This window comes from Micromonospora siamensis (assembly GCF_900090305.1).
Taxonomy (GTDB): domain Bacteria; phylum Actinomycetota; class Actinomycetes; order Mycobacteriales; family Micromonosporaceae; genus Micromonospora; species Micromonospora siamensis.
Map to the genome: position 1 here is coordinate 3,406,670 of NZ_LT607751.1, position 16,055 is coordinate 3,422,724.

Annotated in this window: 20 protein-coding genes; 14 read left to right on the top strand and 6 right to left on the bottom strand. The window is 74.0% G+C overall.

Annotation, left to right across the window (positions count from 1 at the left end; translation table 11 throughout):
- Positions 1-36 precede the first annotated feature (36 nt).
- Positions 37-549, bottom strand: coding sequence for an NUDIX hydrolase (locus GA0074704_RS15640; protein WP_088971195.1), 513 nt, complete (start codon positions 547-549; stop codon positions 37-39).
- A gap of 73 nt (positions 550-622) precedes the next feature.
- Between GA0074704_RS15640 and GA0074704_RS15645 the strand changes: the two genes are divergently transcribed.
- Positions 623-1,117 carry a type II toxin-antitoxin system PemK/MazF family toxin gene (locus GA0074704_RS15645; protein WP_088971196.1) on the top strand — a complete coding sequence of 165 codons (495 nt, stop codon included), beginning with the start codon at positions 623-625 and terminating at the stop codon, positions 1,115-1,117.
- Between the two features lie 58 nt (positions 1,118-1,175).
- Here GA0074704_RS15645 and GA0074704_RS15650 read toward each other — a convergent pair whose 3' ends face one another.
- Positions 1,176-1,826 carry a GGDEF domain-containing protein gene (locus GA0074704_RS15650; protein WP_088971197.1) on the bottom strand — a complete coding sequence of 217 codons (651 nt, stop codon included), beginning with the start codon at positions 1,824-1,826 and terminating at the stop codon, positions 1,176-1,178.
- A 256-nt stretch (positions 1,827-2,082) separates the two neighbouring features.
- Here GA0074704_RS15650 and GA0074704_RS15655 point away from each other — a divergent pair, with 256 nt between their 5' ends.
- The 6 genes from GA0074704_RS15655 (at position 2,083) to GA0074704_RS15680 (ending at position 7,406) form a co-directional block, all read left to right on the top strand.
- Complete coding sequence (locus GA0074704_RS15655; protein WP_088971198.1) at positions 2,083-2,322, top strand: DUF397 domain-containing protein; 240 nt, start codon at positions 2,083-2,085, stop codon at positions 2,320-2,322.
- 127 nt (positions 2,323-2,449) lie between these two features.
- Positions 2,450-3,337, top strand: coding sequence for a helix-turn-helix domain-containing protein (locus tag GA0074704_RS15660; protein ID WP_088971199.1), 888 nt, complete (start codon positions 2,450-2,452; stop codon positions 3,335-3,337).
- 84 nt (positions 3,338-3,421) lie between these two features.
- The gene (locus GA0074704_RS15665; protein WP_088973708.1) at positions 3,422-4,270 is read left to right on the top strand and encodes an SAM-dependent methyltransferase; all 849 of its coding nucleotides are present in this window, start codon (positions 3,422-3,424) and stop codon (positions 4,268-4,270) included.
- Between the two features lie 146 nt (positions 4,271-4,416).
- Positions 4,417-5,484: a LacI family DNA-binding transcriptional regulator gene (locus GA0074704_RS15670; protein ID WP_088971200.1), complete on the top strand. Its 1,068-nt coding sequence runs from the start codon at positions 4,417-4,419 to the stop codon at positions 5,482-5,484.
- 2 nt (positions 5,485-5,486) lie between these two features.
- Positions 5,487-5,690, top strand: a complete 204-nt coding sequence (locus GA0074704_RS15675) for a hypothetical protein (protein WP_088971201.1) — start codon at positions 5,487-5,489, stop codon at positions 5,688-5,690.
- 198 nt (positions 5,691-5,888) lie between these two features.
- The gene (locus GA0074704_RS15680; RefSeq protein ID WP_088973709.1) at positions 5,889-7,406 is read left to right on the top strand and encodes a serine/threonine-protein kinase; all 1,518 of its coding nucleotides are present in this window, start codon (positions 5,889-5,891) and stop codon (positions 7,404-7,406) included.
- 33 nt (positions 7,407-7,439) lie between these two features.
- On the opposite strand, the gene GA0074704_RS29450 is transcribed toward GA0074704_RS15680, so the two are convergent.
- Positions 7,440-7,856: a phosphotransferase gene (locus GA0074704_RS29450; RefSeq protein WP_231926460.1), complete on the bottom strand. Its 417-nt coding sequence runs from the start codon at positions 7,854-7,856 to the stop codon at positions 7,440-7,442.
- Positions 7,857-7,926: 70 nt separating this feature from the next.
- On the opposite strand from GA0074704_RS29450, the gene GA0074704_RS29455 reads away from it, so the two are divergent.
- The 3 genes from GA0074704_RS29455 (at position 7,927) to GA0074704_RS15695 (ending at position 10,451) form a co-directional block, all read left to right on the top strand.
- Positions 7,927-8,136, top strand: a complete 210-nt coding sequence (locus GA0074704_RS29455; RefSeq protein WP_231926462.1) for a hypothetical protein — start codon at positions 7,927-7,929, stop codon at positions 8,134-8,136.
- A gap of 67 nt (positions 8,137-8,203) precedes the next feature.
- Positions 8,204-9,001: a DedA family protein gene (locus GA0074704_RS15690; protein ID WP_088971202.1), complete on the top strand. Its 798-nt coding sequence runs from the start codon at positions 8,204-8,206 to the stop codon at positions 8,999-9,001.
- An 862-nt stretch (positions 9,002-9,863) separates the two neighbouring features.
- Positions 9,864-10,451, top strand: a complete 588-nt coding sequence (locus tag GA0074704_RS15695; protein WP_088971203.1) for a hypothetical protein — start codon at positions 9,864-9,866, stop codon at positions 10,449-10,451.
- Between the two features lie 65 nt (positions 10,452-10,516).
- Here the strand turns inward: GA0074704_RS15695 and GA0074704_RS15700 are convergent, their stop codons facing one another.
- Complete coding sequence (locus GA0074704_RS15700) at positions 10,517-11,878, bottom strand: alpha/beta hydrolase family protein (RefSeq protein ID WP_231926464.1); 1,362 nt, start codon at positions 11,876-11,878, stop codon at positions 10,517-10,519.
- A gap of 216 nt (positions 11,879-12,094) precedes the next feature.
- Here GA0074704_RS15700 and GA0074704_RS15705 point away from each other — a divergent pair, with 216 nt between their 5' ends.
- The 3 genes from GA0074704_RS15705 (at position 12,095) to GA0074704_RS15715 (ending at position 14,231) form a co-directional block, all read left to right on the top strand.
- Positions 12,095-12,406, top strand: coding sequence for a MazG-like family protein (locus GA0074704_RS15705; RefSeq protein ID WP_088971204.1), 312 nt, complete (start codon positions 12,095-12,097; stop codon positions 12,404-12,406).
- A gap of 141 nt (positions 12,407-12,547) precedes the next feature.
- On the top strand, positions 12,548-13,522 hold the full coding sequence (locus GA0074704_RS15710; RefSeq protein ID WP_088971205.1) for a pirin family protein: 975 nt from the start codon (positions 12,548-12,550) through the stop codon (positions 13,520-13,522).
- Between the two features lie 43 nt (positions 13,523-13,565).
- Positions 13,566-14,231: an HhH-GDP family DNA glycosylase gene (locus GA0074704_RS15715; RefSeq protein ID WP_088971206.1), complete on the top strand. Its 666-nt coding sequence runs from the start codon at positions 13,566-13,568 to the stop codon at positions 14,229-14,231.
- A 243-nt stretch (positions 14,232-14,474) separates the two neighbouring features.
- On the opposite strand, the gene GA0074704_RS15720 is transcribed toward GA0074704_RS15715, so the two are convergent.
- Both GA0074704_RS15720 and GA0074704_RS15725 read right to left on the bottom strand, forming a co-directional pair.
- The gene (locus GA0074704_RS15720) at positions 14,475-15,131 is read right to left on the bottom strand and encodes a DUF1345 domain-containing protein (protein ID WP_197697535.1); all 657 of its coding nucleotides are present in this window, start codon (positions 15,129-15,131) and stop codon (positions 14,475-14,477) included.
- 43 nt (positions 15,132-15,174) lie between these two features.
- Positions 15,175-15,447 carry a DUF2795 domain-containing protein gene (locus GA0074704_RS15725; protein ID WP_088971207.1) on the bottom strand — a complete coding sequence of 91 codons (273 nt, stop codon included), beginning with the start codon at positions 15,445-15,447 and terminating at the stop codon, positions 15,175-15,177.
- 166 nt (positions 15,448-15,613) lie between these two features.
- Between GA0074704_RS15725 and GA0074704_RS15730 the strand changes: the two genes are divergently transcribed.
- Entirely contained in the window at positions 15,614-16,024 is a 411-nt protein-coding gene (locus GA0074704_RS15730; protein WP_088971208.1) for a DUF2267 domain-containing protein, read from the top strand.
- The last annotated feature ends 31 nt before the right edge of the window (positions 16,025-16,055 follow it).

The following is a 16,055-nucleotide window of genomic DNA, read 5'->3' on the forward strand; positions in this document are numbered from 1 at the left end:
CACTCTGCCCACCCGGCGGCCGGTCGGCACGGCTCGTCACGACCAGAGTTCGAACGGCTCGTCGATCTGTCCACCGGCCAGGAGGTCCTCGATCAGCAGCGGCAGGCGGCCGGGATAGAACCGGGCCGACGCCGCGACGATCTCGGCGACCGGCCACCAGCGGAATCCGAAGTAGTCCTCGATCTCGTAGTCGAGCCGCTCGGCGCCGTCCACCTCCGGGCCGGGGCCGGCCAGGCGTACCGTCAGCACCACCTCGTCCTGCACGTGCCGCAGCTGCCGGTGCACGAAACTGGCCCGGCGCCGCCAGGTCGGCGGCCCGAGCTGGTCCGCGGTGGCCCGGATGCCGGTCTCCTCGCGCAGCTCGCGCAGGGCGGTGTCGAGGTACGTCTCACCGGGGTCCATCCCGCCGCCGGGCAGCTCCCACCAGGTGCCGAGCCGAGGATGGTCGGGGTCGCGGGTGTGGAAGAGCAGCACCCGCCCGTCGCCGTCGAGCACCACCAGGCGGACCGCCCGGCGTTCGATGACGGGCAGGTCGTCCGGGAGCTCCATCCGGCCAGTCAAGCACGGTTCGGGTGACCACCGCCCGCTGCGCGGTCGACCGGCTGCGGTTAGGCTGCCCGCCGTGGCGAACCTGTTGAGGAACGTGGCGTCGAGGCTTGGCCGGGTCACCGGGAGGGGTGCGCCGTCGGCCGGTGTCCCGGCGGTGATCCCGGCGCAGGCCGCCCGTCGGCGCCAGGTGGCCGCCCTGCAACGCCGGGAGCTGACGTACGCCCCGGAGCTGGACGGGCAGGCCGACCCGGGGGAGATCGTCTGGACCTGGGTGAACTACGAGGACGATCCCCGGCAGGGCAAGGACCGGCCGGTGCTCGTGGTCGGGCGCTCCAGCCGCACCCTGTTCGGGCTGATGCTCTCCAGCCAGAGTGAGCGGGACGGCCAGCGGCACTGGCTCGCGCTCGGCCCCGGCGAGTGGGACCGCGACCACCGACCCAGCTGGGTACGCCTCGACCGGGTGCTCACGATGCGCGAGGACGGCATCCGGCGCGAGGGCGCGGTGCTGGACCGGGCGCGGTTCGAGCGGGTGGGGCAGGCGCTCCGCGCCGGCTACGGCTGGCGCTGACCCGTCCGGGTGGCGGTTCGGCTCGGCGTGCCGGGAGGCCGGCGCGCCGAGGGCCGCTTCAGCACTCGGCGAGGCGTGCGGTCTCCAGCAGTGCCCGCCGGGGCCGGGTGGCGCCGAGGCTCTTGGCTCGGTACATCGCCTCGTCGGCCCGGCAGAGCGCCTCGGCGAGCTGGGTCTGGCCGGTCACCGGCGCCAGTCCGACCGAGGCGGTGACCCGCAGGCTCAGTGAGCCCAGTGGGATCGGCGCGGCCATGGAGTCGCAGAGCCGGCGGGTGGCGTGGTCGATCCACCGCCGGTCCACGGTGGGGGTGGTCAGCAGGCCGGCGAACTCGTCGCCGCCGAGCCGGGCCACCAGGTTGTCGCCGGCGAAGGCGGCCAGCCGCTGCGCCACGCAGATCAGCACCTGGTCACCGGCGGCGTGCCCGTAGCGGTCGTTGATCTGTTTGAAGTCGTCGAGGTCCAGGACCACGGCGATCAGCGGCTGGCCGGCGGAGTCGGTGAGCAGGGTGGCGGCGAGGCGGTGGAAGGCCCGCCGGTTGGGCAGCCCGGTCAACGGGTCGTGGCTGGCGGCGTGCCGCTCGGCGGCCAGCTCCGCCTGGAGGTGCCCGATCTTCTCCTCGGCCCGCAGGGCACGGGTGCGCAGCTGCCAGGCGGAGATCAGCGCGCCCGCCGCCGAGATCCCGGACGCGACGGTCAACGGATCCGGCACGAGCCCTCCCATCACCGGCTGTCTCCGGCCCGCGACGGTGGCGTCCGCCCCCGCGTCAGGCCACGTTTTCCCTGCGTGTCGCCAGGTTGGGGGTAACCCAAAGTGAACGGATGGGTACCGGTCCCGTGCGTTATCATGCTCGCTGTCCGATGCAGATGCAATAGCAGATGCACGTGCATCCAGGTCCACATTCGACGTTCCCGGCCACCACCGCCCCTCCCCGCGGCATCGGCAGGCTCTTCACGAAGGACGCGCCATGCAGCAGCCTCAGAACGGCGTTCCGGTCACCCTCCTGCCCGTGCTCAAGTGGCAGAAGAGTCGGCGGAGCAACCCGAGCGGCAACTGTGTCGAGCTGGCCGAGCTGCCCGGTGGCGCCGGCATCGCGATGCGCAACTCGCGACATCCCGAGGGACCGGCCCTGATCTACACGGTGGACGAGATCGCCGCCTTCGTCCTGGGCGCCCGCGACGGGGACTTCGACCATCTGATCAACTGACCGTCCCGTCCACGGGACCGAAAGTCCGTCCGGAGGAGTTCTTCTCACTGACCGTTCATGGCATGCTTACACGTCGGCCGGGCTGGGGCGCCCGGCGGCGCGTCTGCAGGCATCCGGAGGGCGGCACGTGACGATGGTTCCCGCCGAGGGCGGCCCGGCCACCGGCCCGACCGTGCTGCGCATGCTGCTCGGCGCCCAGCTGCGCCGGCTGCGCGAGACCGCCGGTGTGACCCGCGAGGGCGCCGGCTGGGAGATCCGCTCCTCCGAATCCAAGATCAGCCGGATGGAGCTCGGTCGGGTCGGTTTCAAGGAGCGTGACGTCTCCGACCTGCTCACCCTCTACGGGGTCAAGGACCCCGACGAGCGGGCCGCCCTGCTGAAGCTGGCCCGCGACGCGAACAGCCCCGGTTGGTGGCACCGCTACGGCGACGTCCTGCCGCCCTGGTTCCAGTCGTACCTCGGGCTGGAGGCCGCCGCCGCGCTGATCCGCACCTACGAGGTCCAGTTCGTGCCGGGCCTGCTGCAGACCGCCGACTACGCCCGCGCCGTGGTGCTGCTCGGTCACCCGTCGGCCACCCCGGACGAGCTGGACCGCCGGGTCGGCCTGCGCATCCAGCGCCAGGAGCTGCTGCGCCGCAGCGACCCGCCGCAGCTCTGGGCGGTGGTCGACGAGGCCGCGCTGCGCCGGCCGATCGGCGGCGCGGCGGTGATGCGTGGGCAGATCACCGCGCTCATCGAGGCCACCCGCTCGCCGAACGTGCGCCTCCAGGTGATCCCCTTCGACGCCGGCGGCCACGCCGCCGCCGGTGGCGCCTTCACCATCCTGCGCTTCGGCGACCAGGACCTGCCGGACATCGTCTACATCGAACAGCTCACCAGCGCCATCTACCTGGACAAGCGCGAGGACCTCGACTTCTACGCGCTGGCCATGGAACGGCTCTGCGTGGAGGCCGAGCCGCCGGAGCGTACCCCGGAGATCCTCGGCCGGCTGCTGGCGGAGCGGTACCCCGGCTGACCGGGTCACCGGCGGTGGGGGAGGAGCATTAGCATGGTCCGACCAGTGACAGTGGACATACCGCGCAGCGTGACGGAGGCCCCCTTGACCACCGACGTTCCGGGCAGCCCGGCTACCGCCCCGCACCCCAGCGACCGGATCGACACGTCGGTGGCGCATCCCGCCCGCCGCTACAACTACTGGCTCGGCGGCAAGGACAACTTCCAGGCCGACCGGGAGTCCGGCGACGCGATGGCGGCTCGCTTCCCGACCATCCGCACCAGCGCCCTGGAGAACCGCCGGTTCCTGCGGCGCGCGGTCGGCTACCTGGCCCGCGAGGCCGGGATCCGGCAGTTCCTCGACATCGGCACCGGCATCCCCACGGCCGACAACACCCACGAGGTGGCGCAGGCCGTCGCCCCGGAGTCCCGGGTGGTCTACGTCGACAACGACCCGATCGTGCTGGCCCACGCGCGGGCGCTGCTCACCAGCTCGCCGGAGGGGGCGACCGCCTACCTCGACGCCGACGTCCGCGATCCGGAGCGGATCCTGAGCCACCCCGACCTGCTGCGCACCATCGACCTGTCCCGCCCGGTGGCGCTGATGCTGGTGGCGGTGCTGCACTTCGTGCCGGACGCCGACGACCCGTACGCCGCGGTGACCCGCCTGCTGGACGCGCTGCCGGCGGGCAGCTACCTGGTCGCCTCGCACGCCACCCACGAATACCTTCCGCCGCACATCGCCGAGGAGGCCAAGGCGGCGGCGAAGGGCGGCGGTCCGCACGGTGTGATCAACCTTCGGACCCGCAAGGAGTTCACCCGCTTCCTCGAGAGGCTGGAGCTGATCGAGCCGGGCGTCACGTCGGTGGCGGAGTGGCGCGCCGACGACGAGCCGCAGCCCCGGCCGTCGGTGGTCGACGTGAGCATGTACGGCGCGGTGGCCCGCAAGAACTGACGTCCCCCGTTCGTTTTGGCCCGGTGGTGCCCTGCGCCGCCGGGCCGTTCCATGTCTGTCCTCCGCCGTTCTCCATTGACGTACGCCGACGAGCGCGCGTAGTCTCTGAATCGATACAGTTCTGAATCGATTCAGAAGGGGATCCGGTGAAGCCCACCCTGCAAGCCGTGGCGGACGCCGTCGGTGTCTCCCGCAGCACCGTCTCCAACGCCTACAGCCGGCCCGACCAGCTCTCGCCGGCGCTGCGCGAGCGGATCCTGGCGGCGGCCCGGGAGCTCGGCTACGCCGGCCCCAACCCCACCGCGCGGTCACTGCGCCGGGGCTTCGTCGGCGCTATCGGCGTCCTGTTCACCTCGCAGCTGTCGTACGCGTTCACCGACCCGTTCGCCGTCCGTTTCCTGGCCGGGGTCAGCCGGGCGGCCGAGCGGCACGGCACGAGCCTGCTGCTGGTGCCCCTGCCGGACGACCCGGCCGGCGCGCGCCGGGCGGTCGAGAACGCCGCCGTCGACGGCTTCTGCGTCTACTGCGCCGGCGACGAGAGCTGGGCGCTGGACGTGATCGGTGAGCGCGGCCTGCCGTACGTCACCACCGCCGCCCGGATCGGCGCGGGCGGCGACCATCGGTACGTGGCCATCGACGAGCGGGCCGCGGCTCGCTCCGCCGCCGAGCACGTGGCCGCCCTCGGGCACCGGCGGGTGGCGTTCCTCGGCGACAGCGTCCTGCCCGACAGCCCGTCGGGCCCGCTGCGACTGTCCGGCGTGGACGACGTGCCGCACCCCACCACCCGGGGCCGGCTCGCCGGTTTCCACGACGCGTTCGCCGCGGTCGGCGTCGAGTGGTCCGAGGTCATCCTGCTCACCGCCACCGACAACAGCCGGGCCGCCGGCGCCGATGCCGTCCGCGCCCTGCTCGCCCACGACGCGCCACCGACCGCCGTGCTGGCCTGCTCCGACGTGCTGGCGCTCGGGGTGCTCGACGCCCTGGCCGCCCGGGACCGGCGGACCGCCGACCGGCATCCCGTCTCGGTGACCGGCTTCGACGACGTCGCCGAGGCCGCCGAGGCGGGTCTCACCACGGTGCGGCAACCGGCCGAGGAGAAGGGCCGGATCGCCACCGAACTGCTCCTGGAACCGCCCACCGACCCGGCCGCCGGGCAGGTCCTGCTCGACACCGAACTGATCGTCCGCACCTCCACCCGTCCCGTAAGGAGCTGACCATGGAGCACCCGACCGGCTACACCCTCGCCATCGACGCCGTCACCCGGCACGTCAACTCGGCCCGCCCGGACGCCCCCGTGCTGCCCCACCGGGAACCACGGCCGCGCCTGGCGCCGAGCCGGCTGCTCGCGGCGACCGCCCTGCGCCGGCTGGCCGACCTGATGGAGCCGGCCCCGGCCCCGGCCAAGCCCTGCGCCGGCTGACCGTTCGACCCGTGCGGCGCGGGCCCGTGCGCCCGCGCCGTCACCCGGCCCGGGCCACGTCGCCGGCCACCCGGACCGACCGCTCCGGGTGGCCGGGCCGCCCCACCGACCGGACACCGCGCCCATCCGCCCCCGGCCGGGGCGAAAACCGGCACCGGGGTGGTGGCCGACGGCGGCGGGAAGGCACACTGGGGCACCATGTCGCCGTTCACGCCCGCCCTGAGGCTGCACGATCGGTACGTCCTGCGGGCGCGCATCGGCCTCGGCGGGATGTCCGAGGTGTGGCGCGCCGACGACCAGGTGCTGCACCGGCCCGTCGCGGTCAAGGCCCTCGCCGCCCCGCTCGCTGCGGACCCGCAACTGCGGGCCACCATCGGGCGTGAGGCCCGCGCCGCCGCCCGGCTGACCCACCCGCACGTCACCCAGGTGTACGACTACGCCGAGGCGACCCTGCCCGACGGCAGCGTCGTGCCGTACCTGGTGATGGAACTCGTCGAGGGGGAGAACCTCGCCGACCGGCTCGCCACCGGCCCGCTCGCCTGGCCCGACGCCGTCCGGATGGCCGGACAGGTGGCCGGCGCGCTGGCCGCCGCGCACCGCATCGGCGTGGTGCACCACGACATCAAGCCCGGCAACGTCATGCTCACCGAGACCGGCGCCAAGGTCCTCGACTTCGGCATCGCCGCCATCGCCGGACCCCGGCACCCCGGCCGGTCCGGCGAGCCGATGATGGGCACGCCCGCGTACTTCGCCCCGGAACGCCTCGCCGCCGGCCCGCCCGACCCGGCCAGCGACGTGTACGCCCTCGGCGCGCTGCTCTACCGCGCCCTGACCGGTGCACCGCCCTTTTCCGTGCGTACCTGGGAGGACGCCCGGGCGGTGCACGCCCGGGCCGCCGCGCCACCGCCGCTGCGGGTGCCCGGGCTGCCGGCCGACCTGGCCGCGTTGACCCTGGCCTGCCTCTCGCCCGACCCGGCCCGCCGGCCGGTCGCCGCGCAGCTCGCCACCCGGTTCACGGCCGGACAGCCCGCCGACCCACCCACCGCCGTGCTGCCCACCGTCCCGCCCCGCCCCGGCCACCCGCCGCACGGCGCGACCGTCGGTCAGCCGGCCTTCGCCCCGGCCCCAGGGAGTGCGGGCCCGGCCCGCGCCGGGCACCCGCCAACGATGATCGACCGGGCCGTTCCGCGTCCGGCGCGGGCTGCCGCCGGGCGGTCCAACCGCCTGCTCGGCGTGCTGGTCGCCGCCGGCCTCGCCCTGCTGGTCGGCCTGGTCGCCCTGGTGGGTCGGGACGGCGGAGCCCCCGGCGCGACGTCCCCCACCAGGCCGGCCACCGAGGCGCCCGTCGAGGCCCCCGCCGCGGAGCCGTCGACCGTGCCGCCCGCGCCGACCCCGCCGGCGACCAGCGCCGCGCCGCCGGCCGCCGGGCAGCCGGTGCCGGTGACGTTGCGGCAGGTGGCCGCCGCGTTCGCCGCCCTCCTGAACCAGGCGGAGCGCGCCGGACGCGTCGACGAGGACACCGCCGACGAGCTGCGCGACAAGCTCGACGATCTGGACCGGGGCAAGCCCAAGGACCGGGCCAAGCGGGTCGACGACCTGCGCGAGAAGGTCACCGAGGCGGTGGAGAAGGAGCGGCTCGACCCGGCCACCGCCGACGGCCTGCTGCGGCTGCTGGACGCGGCCGACCGGCTGCGCGGTGGCCGCAACGCTGGCTGAGCCCTGGTCGGTCGGGCGGGCTGGCCGGAGCGGTCATCGCGGTGCCAGCGCGCGGACCAGCGAGGCCGCCGGCGCGAGCCGCGCGGGGGCGTGCGGGCCGGTCCGGGCCCGCAGCTCGACCGCCCGGTCCAGCGCCTCGGCCGGGCCGGCCTCGACCAGGAAGGCGGCCAGGAACTCGTGCGCCGGGCCGGTCAGGGGTCCGGCCGGCTCGGTGGCGACCTCCGCCAGGAGCAGCGCCGTCGTCGCGCGGTCCAGCGGCGGCGGCCCCTCGTCGGTGTTGCGCCAGTCGATGACGACCGGGCCCGCGGAGGTGAGCAGCACGTTCGCCGGATGCAGGTCGAGGTGCAGGATCGCGTGGTCCGGATCGGCCGACCGGAGCACCGGCAGGGCGTGCAGCCGTCGGTGCAGGTCGACCAGGATCCGCGCCCCCGGACCGGACGTCGAGGTCACCGCCGACGAGCGCGTCGACCATGGTGGGTCCGAAGAGCCGCTCCAGCTCCAGGTCCGGCCCGTCCGCGCGGTGCACCAGCGGCACGGGATAGCCCACCCCACGCAGGTACGCCATCACCTCGGCCTCGACGCGTACGTCGCCGCCGCGGCGGTAGCGGCGCAGCACGCGATCCGCGCCCAGGGCGTACACGTCGGCGTCCCGGCCGGAGGCCAGCGGGGTGGGGTCGGCGACGGGATCGGTCACCGGTCCACCGTAGCCACGCGGGAGCCGCCGGGCTGACCCGTGTCGGACGCACAGCGGTGCGCCGGGCGTGGGCGAAGAACCGAACGCCCCGTAACTTTGTCGGATGATCAAAGACGCGCAGCTGGTGCTCGGGCCCCGTACCGTGGCTTCGGAGCCAACCTCCGACGGGCCGGTCGGTTTCGTGACCGGCCTGGTGGAGCGGCTCGGTGGGCCCGGCGCCGGGCTCGCCGTCGCCCTGGAGAACCTCTTCCCGCCGATTCCCAGCGAGGTGATCCTGCCGCTGGCCGGGTTCACCGCCAGCCAGGGCCGGATGAGCCTGTTCGGGGCGATCGCCTGGACCACCCTCGGGTCCGTGCTCGGGGCGCTGGCCCTGTACTACGTCGGCGCCGCCCTCGGACGGGAGCGGATGCGCGCGATCGCCGAGCGGCTGCCCCTGGTCAAGCTCGCCGACGTCGACCGGACCGAGGCGTGGTTCCTGCGGCACGGCACCAAGGCGGTCTTCTTCGGCCGGATGATCCCCATCTTCCGCAGCCTGATCTCGGTGCCGGCCGGGGTCGAGCGGATGCCGGTGCCGACCTTCCTGCTCTACACCACGCTGGGCAGCCTGATCTGGAACAGCATCTTCGTGCTCGCCGGCTACCTGCTCGGCGAGAACTGGCACCTCGTCGAGTCATACGTGGGCACCTTCCAGAACGTCGTGATCGCGGTCTGCGTGGCCGGGTTGGCGTGGTTCGTGGTGTCCCGTGTCCGGCGCTCACGACGGGCGGGTGCCGACTCCGGCGACGCCGTGGAATCCGGCGTCCCCCCGACGTCCGGCCGGGCGTACCGCGGCACCGTCTACCGGGGCGGCACCTGGGGGCAGGAACGCGCCGAGGGCAGCGAGTCGCCCGACCGGTGGTGAGAACCGGCGGCCGGGTGAGGTCCTGCGGTTCGTGAGGGCTGCCTGCGGTCGGGTGAGGGCGTGCGGTCGGTGATGGCTGGTGGTTCGTGAATGGCCGGCGGGTGGTGAGGTCGCGGGTTGCCGCGCGTGCCGGTCGGTGCCGGGGTGCCGGGCCGGCCGGGACCGTTGTCGTGGGGACAGAATGCTGTGGCTCGGGTGCCTACCGACTTGAGAGCGTGGATGACTCACCGGTCCCGTGCCGGACGGGCTTTCGCCCGTTGCCTGCGACCGCGATGCGACCGTCGCGTCGACCTCCCGGATCAACCATGTGGGCGGTCGCTGGGTGAGTCGTCTGTGCTCTCAGGTCTGTAGGCGGATGAAGTCGGTGGTCGGGGCTGCGGCGGTTGACCGGTATCGCCCCTGGCTGCGGGGCCTGTGGTTCTGGGGGCCGGGTTGTCGATGCCACCCGTGGGCAGTCTGGGGCGAGTGTCCGGATTCTGGGTGTGGCCGGCGGCATCTCGGCGGTGGAATGGCGGCCGGGGCCGGGTCGTTACACCACCCGGACGACCGCAGCAGCGCCCCCGGCTGCCAGCGCCGATACCTGGTGGGCTCGGGTCGGGCCCCGGAATGATGTGGGGCCGGCGGTCGTTGCACCTGGTCCGCCGCCACGACGAGCCCTCGGGTTCGGGTGGCTGGCCGGGAGCCGGACATTCCGCCGGCCCCGACTGGTGGGCAGGCGAGAGACCGGCCGCGATGAGCCCCGCTGGGTCCGTGGCCGTGCCGGACACCAAAGACTTTCCCCTGTTTTTCGAGCGCCTGTCGTGGTGCTTGCGCGTCGCCTGTCCCCTGTCGGGTGGCGTGCCGACCCCCGAGGAGCTTCGTCATGAACAAGATGCTGACCAAGAGTGTGCTGGGTGTTGCTGGTCTTGCTTTCACCGGTGGTGTGTTCGCCGGTCCGGTGGCCGCTCATGCCGCTGAGCCGGTGCACGGCAAGCCGGTGGCGGTGGCGGTGCAGGCCGACAAGCCGGACGCCGGCAAGCTGATTCCGCACGGTGTGCAGGGCAAGCAGTCGCGCATCGATCTGAACGACGAGCAGACCGGCAATGTGAAGGCGATCATTGCCGCGACGAAGAAGGCCGGTCTGCCCGAGCGGGCCGCGGTGGTCTCGATCGCGACGAGTCTGCAGGAGTCGAAGTTGGAGAACCTGGGTCATCTGGGTGACAAGAATGACCATGACTCGCTGGGCCTGTTCCAGCAGCGCCCGTCCAGTGGTTGGGGAACGCCGGAGCAGATCACCGATCCTGAGTACTCGACGACTGCGTTCCTGAAGGGTCTGAGGCAGGTCGACGGGTGGCAGGACATGCCGCTGACCGACGCCGCGCAGACGGTGCAGGTGTCGGCCTACCCGGATGCGTACGCGCAGTGGGAGCAGCAGGCCGCCGACCTGGTCGCCCAGCACTGGAACAGCTGACACCGCTTGAACGACACGCTGGCCGGCACCCTGACGGGTGCCGGCCAGCGGCGTGTCCGGGTCCGTCAGGGGCAGCGCGCGAAGAGCGGGCGGGTGCCCGTGCCGTACGCCGTCGGGTCGGTGAACCGGCAACCGAAGTCCGCCGCGGCGACCTTCTTCCGGTCGGTCACCTCGTCGCCGGCCGGTCGTGCGCCACCGCGTACCCAGGTGGTGAGGTCGTCCCAGGCCGCGCCCGCCTCGGCGGGGCTGAACTCGCAGTGGTTGGCGGCGCGGACGGCCCGCTGGACCAGCAGCCGGCTGCGCCCGTGGTGGGCGACGTCCCGGGCGTACGCCTGCTCCATGGAGAAGGGCACGAACATGTCGCCCAGGTCGTGCAGGCTGAGCACCGGCGCGGTGGGCCGGCCGGCGATCCGCGGCACCTCGGTCAGGGTCGGCAGGACCCGCTGCCACAGGTTCTCCGGCGCCACCCGCTGCACGGTCGCGTTGACGTTCACCGGGCTGTTCGGCGTGTACCAGGTCAGCAGGTTGGTGGCGAGCTGACCGGGCCGCTGCGCGGGGGAGTCGCCGCCGTTGGTGGTGGCGATGCCGAACAGAAAGTCCTTCCACACGGCGAAGGCCGCCTCGGCGCCCGGCCGGTCACCGCCGGAACGGTTCACGGTGATCTCGCGCAGCTGCTTCCCGAGCGCGTTGGTGGTGTCCGGTCCGCCCGGCTTGAGCCCCGCCAGCCCGAGCGCCACCTGGATCCGGGGCACCGCGTTGGTCAGGTAGTCCGGCGGCGTCGGGTAGGCCCGCACCCCGGCCAGCGCCTGCGCGACCAGGTTGTAGTCCAGGAAGAAGTCGAACAGCTCGTGGTCACCGAGCACCCCGCACATCGGCAGGGCGCCGTCGTAGTAGCCCGGGTACTGCTCCAGCGAGCGGCCGATGATGTGGCCGCCCATCGACACCCCGGCCATCAGCACCCGCTTCGGCCGGGCCACCGTGTCGGTGAACAGGTCGGCCAGCGCCCGGGTGGTCAGCACCCCGGAGCGGATGTCGTACCCGTTGCGGTCGTAGGACGACGCGGCCCAGGCGTACCCCTGGGCCAGCATCCGCTGGCGCAGGCCGAACGCGGGCGTCTCGGGCGACAGCACCGGGGTCTGGCCGCGGTAGCCGTGCGCCCACATCACCAGCTCGCCGTTCCAGTTGGCCGGGGTCTCGATGATGTACGCGGCGTGCTCGTGCACACCCTGCCGGACGGTGGTGGTGGCGCCGTCGATCTGCAGCGGCGCGAGCGGCGGGTTGCTGATCGTGTAGCCGGGCAGCGGCTGGCTGCCGTCGTCCTCGCCGACGGCGGCGGCGGCCGGGGCGGCGCCGGTCAGTCCCAGGGCGAGGGTGAGGGCGGCGCCCGCGGCCAGCAGGCGGCGGGTGAGTCGGGTGGTGGACAGCATCGTTGCTCCCCCGGGGACGGTGCCGCCCGCCGGGGGCGGCCGGTGGGACGGGATGCCTACCGGTCGGTAGCGCACTGAAACTAGGCCGGTCACCGATCCCTGTCAATCGTTGACTGACCGAACGGTCAGCGGGCGCGTCCACAGAGGTCCGACCCGCGCCCGACCCGGGTGGGCCCTGCCGGCCGTCCCGACGGCCCCGTCCGGTTCACTGGTCGGATGGACGAGTCGATCTGGGCCGCCGCCCGGGCCTCCCGATCGTGGCTGGACGCCGCCAACGGCACAGGCCGGGCGGAGCTGACCGCCCGCATCCTCAAGCTCAGCGAGGAGGCGGGGGAGGCCGCCGGGGCGTGGATCGGGGTGCTCGGCCAGAACCCCCGCAAGGGGGTGACGCACGCCCCCGAGGACGTGGTGGGGGAGCTGGCCGACGTGGTCTTCACCGCCCTCGTGGCGATCGAGAGCCTGGGCTTCGACTCGCGGCAAGCCGTGGAGTCCTGTGCGGCCAAGGTCCGGTCCCGGCTGCCGACCTGATCCCGGACCTCGGTGAGGACCTGTACCGGATCGGTGGGCCGGCCGACAGCGGGATCAGACCCGACCCTGAGTTGCTACCTGACCTGGTGGCGGGTGCCAACACGGTGAGCGTCGGCGCGGGCCCGGCGTAGAGTCGGGCCGGTGGAGCGTACCGAATCGTTGCCGGCACAGACCCGACCGCCCGGCGTGGCGGACGCCGACCCGGGCAGCGTGCTGCTGCCGGGACACGACGTGCCGCTCGGTCGGTACACGACGGTACGCCGGCTGCTGCCCCAGCGGCAGCGGCGGATGGTCGGCGCCTGGTGCTTCGTCGACCACTTCGGTCCCGACGACGTGACCGAGCGGCCCGGCATGGAGGTCCCACCGCACCCGCACACCGGCCTGCAGACGGTGACCTGGCTGCTGGACGGGGAGATCCTGCACCGCGACAGCCTCGGCAACGTGCAGCCCATCCGGCCCGGCCAGCTCAACGTGATGACCTCGGGGCACGGCATCGCCCACTCCGAGCGTTCGCCGCGGGCCCACCCGCCGCTGATGCACGGCGCCCAGCTCTGGGTGGCCCTGCCCGACCCGGCCCGCTCCGGCCCGGCGGACTTCGCCCACCACGCCGACCTGCCTCGCTTCCGCGACGGGGACCTCGACGTCACGCTCCTCGTCGGCGAGCTGGCCGGCGAACGGTCCCCGGCGAAGGCCCACACCCCGCTGCTCGGCGCGCAGCTCGAGCTGCGCGGTGCCGCCCCGGCCGCCGTGCCGCTGCGCCGCGACTTCGAGTACGCCATGGTCGCCCTCTCCGGCGCGGCCGAGGTGGACGGGGTGCCGCTCGCCCCCGGCGCCCTGCTCTACCTGGGTGCCGGGCGGGAGTCGATGGCCATGCGGGCGACCCCGGAGTGCCGGCTGCTGCTGCTCGGCGGGACGCCCTTCGAGGAGCCGCTGGTGATGTGGTGGAACTTCGTCGGCCGGTCCCACGAGGAGGTGGCCGCCGCCCGGGAGGAGTGGATGGCCGGCAGTGACCGGTTCGGGGTGGTCGCCGACGACCCGGCGCCGCCGCTGCCCGCGCCGGCGCTGCCCACCACCCGCCTCAAGGCCCGCGACCGGCGGGGCGGGCTGCACGGCTGACCGACGGCAGGAGTGCCGGCCACCGGTTCGGGTAGTCGCCGGCATGCCGACCAGTGCCAGCTCCACCATCGAGGACAAGAAGCGCCTGGTCCGCCGGCTGGCCGGCGGCGGGCGCGGGTTCGCCGAGCAGTACGGCTTCCGGGTCACCAACAACCCGTCCAGCCTGTTCCAGCTGCTCTGCCTGTCGGTGCTGCTCGCCCGACGGGGTGACCACCGCCGGGCCGTGGAGGCCGCCGCCGCGCTGCGCGACGCCGGCTGGGACAGCGCGGCGCGGCTGGCCCGCTCGTTGCAGGCCGACCGGGTACGCGTGCTGCGCGACCACGGGCAGCGCGGCGACGTGGACGCGCTCGCCGACCGGCTGGGTGACCTGGCCCGGACCGTCGTCGACCGGTACCGGGGCGACCTGCGCCGCTTGCGGGCCGTCGCGCACCACGACCCGGCCGCCGAACGGCGCCTGCTCACCGAGCTGCCCGGAGTGGACGCCGAGGTGGTGGACCTGTTCCTGCGGGAGGCGCAGGCGTTGTGGCGGGAGGTCGCCCCGGTCGCCGACCGGCACGCCCTGGCCGCGGCCCGGCGGCTGGGGCTGGGTCGCTCCGCCGACGACCTCGCCGGACTCGCCGGCAGTGGCGAGTCGGAGCGGCTGGCCTGGCTGGTCGGCGCGCTCGCCCGGGTCGACCTGGAGAAGCGGTACGCCGAACTGAGTGCTTGATCAGTCCAGAGCCGGCCCGGCCCGCCTGGTGGGCCGGGCCACACATTCGCCAAAGTCCCCCGAACGGATGACGTGACGCCGTATGCTTGTACCGGCAGTGATGCCCGCCCGGTTCGGGCGTATCTCCGCCGTACGGCGATCGCGACCCGGTTCGGGCGTGAACCACCGGCACGGCAGGTCCTGTGGGGCGCCCCGGTCGCGGTTCGTGACCCGGGGCGCCCGCGGTTCTCTCTCCCCCCGGTCTCACCCGGCCAGGCCGGCCAGCAGGTTCACCGTCGCCGCTATGATGACGGCCCCGAACAGGTACGACACCACCGCGTGCCGCAGCACCGTCCGGCGGATCTCTGGACTGCAGATGTCGGTGTCGGAGACCTGGAACGTCGCCCCGACGGTGAAGGCCAGGTACGCGAAGTCGGCGTAGCAGGGCCGGCCCTGCTGGTGGAAGTCCACACCCCCGTCGACGCCGCCGTAGTAGAGCCGCGCGTACCGGGTGGCGAACACGGTGTGCACCACGAACCAGGAGAGGAAGACGCTGACCACGCCGAGCCCGCCGTAGGCGTCCCGGGACAGCCGGGCCGGCGCGGCGTGCGCCGCGGTCAGCACCACGGCCACCGCCACCAGACTGGCCAGGCAGGCCGCCAGCAGCAGCGCGTCGCGGGTGGCGCGGTTCGGGTCCTCGCGCATCGCCAGCTGCTCGGTGCCCGCCGCGTCCAACGGCCACAGCCGCCGCCAGGCGAGGCCCAGCCAGGTCAGCGCGGCGGCGTCCCAGCCGACCAGCGGACTCAACGGCACCGAGACCAGCACCGCGAACGCCACCGCGCAGAGCGCACCCACCAGCCCCATCACCGCCAACTGCACCGCGGCCGGGGTGTGTCCGTCGTAGTCGGCGAGCCGCCTCACCGGCGGGTCACCGGCGCGGGTGTCGCGGACACCGGGAGGCGGGTCAGATGCCGCGCAGGTGCTGCGAGACGCGCTGGTGGCGCTTGTCCCGCGCCTGTTCGGCCCGCTGCGCCGTACCCACCTCCGGGGCGGCCTCGATCTTCGCGGACCGGGCCACCTCGGTGCCGTTGGCGTAGTCGACCGGCGGCAGCGCCCGCAACGCCCGCAACACCTCCGGCGGGGCGCCCTCCCGCTCGGCCTCGCGTACGACGTCGTCCTTCTCGGCCGGATAGTCCAGGCTCGACAGGTACTGCAGGACGTCGGAGTAAGTCGCCATCAGTCGGGCTCCTCGGCACTTCGTTCCGGTCACGACCGGCCGCGGTTACCCGTCCGCGGCCCGCTCACGCGCCGATCCGGGAGCGAATTCGGCGGTTTCCGGGTCCCCCGGGCGGGTACCCCGCGCCGGCCCGGCGGCCGGCCCGACCGGGGAGGGGAGTGCACCGATGAACTACGACACCTTCGTCGACCAGGTCGCGCAACGCACCGGCCTCGACCCCGACCGCGCGGTCCAGCTGATCCACGCGACGCTGCGTACCCTGGCGGAACGGTTGACCGGCGGGGAGGTGCTCGACCTCGCCGCGCAACTGCCCGATCCGCTGCGGCTGGCGTTGCGGACCGGCCCGCACGACGAGGCGGCCGAACGGTTCGGCGCCCGCGAGTTCGGGGCCCGGGTCGGCGAGCGGGCCGACGCGGACGAGGCCACCGCCCGGGCCGCCGCCCGCGCGGTCCTCACCACCCTGCGCGAGGCGGTGACCGGCGACGAGTTCGACGACGTGGTGACCCAGCTGCCCCGGGACTACCGCGACCTGGTGGAACCCGCGATGGCTCCCGGCGTCGGGCTGCGCCGCGCCTGACCGCCCGCGCTCCGGGCCGTCCGCGGCCGCA

What these genes read in the sequence shown, in the direction of transcription:
- GA0074704_RS15640 (WP_088971195.1), bottom strand. Translation starts at nt 549, where the DNA reads ATGGAGCTCCCGGACGACCTGCCCGTCATCGAACGCCGGGCGGTCCGC.
- GA0074704_RS15655 (WP_088971198.1), top strand. Translation starts at nt 2,083, where the DNA reads ATGCAGCAGCCTCAGAACGGCGTTCCGGTCACCCTCCTGCCCGTGCTC.
- GA0074704_RS15675 (WP_088971201.1), top strand. Translation starts at nt 5,487, where the DNA reads ATGGAGCACCCGACCGGCTACACCCTCGCCATCGACGCCGTCACCCGG.
- GA0074704_RS15680 (WP_088973709.1), top strand. Translation starts at nt 5,889, where the DNA reads ATGTCGCCGTTCACGCCCGCCCTGAGGCTGCACGATCGGTACGTCCTG.
- GA0074704_RS15690 (WP_088971202.1), top strand. Translation starts at nt 8,204, where the DNA reads ATGATCAAAGACGCGCAGCTGGTGCTCGGGCCCCGTACCGTGGCTTCG.
- GA0074704_RS15695 (WP_088971203.1), top strand. Translation starts at nt 9,864, where the DNA reads ATGAACAAGATGCTGACCAAGAGTGTGCTGGGTGTTGCTGGTCTTGCT.
- GA0074704_RS15700 (WP_231926464.1), bottom strand. Translation starts at nt 11,878, where the DNA reads ATGCTGTCCACCACCCGACTCACCCGCCGCCTGCTGGCCGCGGGCGCC.
- GA0074704_RS15705 (WP_088971204.1), top strand. Translation starts at nt 12,095, where the DNA reads ATGGACGAGTCGATCTGGGCCGCCGCCCGGGCCTCCCGATCGTGGCTG.
- GA0074704_RS15715 (WP_088971206.1), top strand. Translation starts at nt 13,566, where the DNA reads ATGCCGACCAGTGCCAGCTCCACCATCGAGGACAAGAAGCGCCTGGTC.
- GA0074704_RS15725 (WP_088971207.1), bottom strand. Translation starts at nt 15,447, where the DNA reads ATGGCGACTTACTCCGACGTCCTGCAGTACCTGTCGAGCCTGGACTAT.
- GA0074704_RS15730 (WP_088971208.1), top strand. Translation starts at nt 15,614, where the DNA reads ATGAACTACGACACCTTCGTCGACCAGGTCGCGCAACGCACCGGCCTC.